The sequence below is a fragment of the Elstera litoralis genome, from assembly GCF_000963705.1.
GTDB classification, from domain to species: Bacteria; Pseudomonadota; Alphaproteobacteria; order Elsterales; family Elsteraceae; genus Elstera; species Elstera litoralis.
This window is the reverse complement of sequence record NZ_LAJY01000661.1, coordinates 1-1,899: the sequence shown is the minus strand read 5'-3', so window position 1 is coordinate 1,899 and position 1,899 is coordinate 1. Positions and strand designations below refer to the sequence as shown.

At 54.7% G+C, this 1,899-nt stretch carries 1 protein-coding gene; it reads left to right on the top strand.

Annotated features, from left to right (window positions below; translation table 11 throughout):
- Positions 1-1,438 (top strand): methyl-accepting chemotaxis protein (locus VZ95_RS18745; RefSeq protein WP_045777215.1); only part of this gene is annotated, 1,438 nt, incomplete at its 5' end.
- Positions 1,439-1,899: the final 461 nt, after the last annotated feature.

Here is a 1,899-nt window from a genome sequence, read left to right as displayed (position 1 = left end):
GTTCCATCAGTCTCAAGCCCTGATCGAGTTTGATTTAGACGGTACAATTTTAACCGCCAATGCGAATTTTCTAAAGACCCTCGGGTATCGGCTTGAGGAGATTAAGGGAAAGCACCACAATATTTTCGTGCCCTCTCATTACACTAAAAGCAATGAGTATGCTGAATTCTGGAAAAACCTTCGGAATGGAATTTTTCAACAAGCCGAATATATGCGCCTCGGCAAAGGTGGCCGTGAAGTCTGGTTGCAGGCAAGTTATAATCCCGTGCGCAATCGTACTGGTAAGCTGGTTAAACTCGTCAAAATCGCCACCGATATCACCGCCCAGAAGCAGCAGGCCGCCGATTATAGCGGGCAAATCGATGCCATCGGGCGGTCCCAGGCGGTGATCGAATTTTCCCTTGAGGGGAAGATTCTGGCCGCCAATGCCAATTTTCTCAGCATCTTCGGATATCGCCTGGAGGAGTTACAAGGCCAGCATCACCAGCGTCTCATCGAGCCCGAGTATGCCAAATCGTCCGACTATCAGAGTTTTTGGACCAAGCTCAGCCGGGGCGAATTTCTGTCGGCGGAATATAAGCGCCTCGCCAAAGGCGGCCGGGCGGTTTGGATCCGGGCAACCTATAACCCGATTCTGGACGCGCAAGGCCGCCCGTTCAAAGTGGTGAAATATGCAACCGATGTGACCGAGCAGGTTCTCCAGCAGCAAAAGGCGGCGGCGGTGGGCAGCCGGATCGATACTAACCTCGCCCAGATCGTCCGCGCCATCGGCAGCATTACCGAGCAGACCAGCCGCGTTGCCGGCGCGGCGACGCAAACCTCGGCGGGCGTTCAAACCGTAGCCGCCAGCGCGGAAGAACTCGCCGCCTCGATTGGCGAAGTTTCCAGCAATATGGTGCGCTCAAAAACCTCTGCCGATGCCGCGATGGATCACGTCAACCAAGCCGGGGAAACCGCAAGCCGCCTCGCCTCGGCGGCCGATTCCATGTCGAGCGTCATCAAGTTTATTCAGGATATTGCCGCCAATATCAATCTCTTGGCCCTGAATGCCACCATTGAGGCCGCCCGCGCAGGCGATGCCGGGAAAGGCTTTGCCGTCGTCGCCAGCGAAGTGAAGAATCTGGCGCAACAGGTGGCCCAGGCTACCGAGACGATTTCGCGCGAAATCGCCGGGGTTCAAGAAATCTCCTCGGGCGTTTCCGATACGCTCGCGCAGATCGGCACCGCCATGACCGAAGTCCAAAGCCGCGTCACCGGCGTTGCGGGCGCGATTGAGGAGCAAACCGCCGTGACCCGCGATATCTCGGCCAATATGCAGGGCACCGCTGGCGCGGTGAGCGATATCGACGGCAGTCTTCGCCGTATCCTGGAAGCCGTAGAGGGCGCGCAGCGCCTTTCCACCGAAAGCTTGCGCCTTTACGCCGAACTCCAACGGTAGAGCCTGTCCCGAGCGCGGGGTTCCTCTCTCTTTATGAAAGGAACCCCGCCGGATCTTGGCGCGGCGGCCTCATCCATTTTTGCATGCCCCTATGCGCGACACAATGCCGCACATCCAAATTTTATGGAATTTCTGCCAGCTATAAATGGATTTATATTCCAATTTTTTTATTTTTTTTATTATTTTTATTACAAGTCTTCTGAAATTACCCTGGTAGGTCCCTCCCGTTCAGGACTCCTCCCTCTTCAGGAGAAACCTTAAGGTTTTCGCCATTCTGCATAACTTAATATGTCTCGACTCCTGACTTACCAAGCGCGTTCGAGACGCAATGCTGACACATATCGAGCGATTGATACCGACCGGCAAATTACCTCGCTTTGAATCCATCGTTAGCCTTTTGTTAGGAGGCCCCAAGTACCGTCGAATGTGTTACGGGCAAACCAAACAATTCCGGCGAAGAA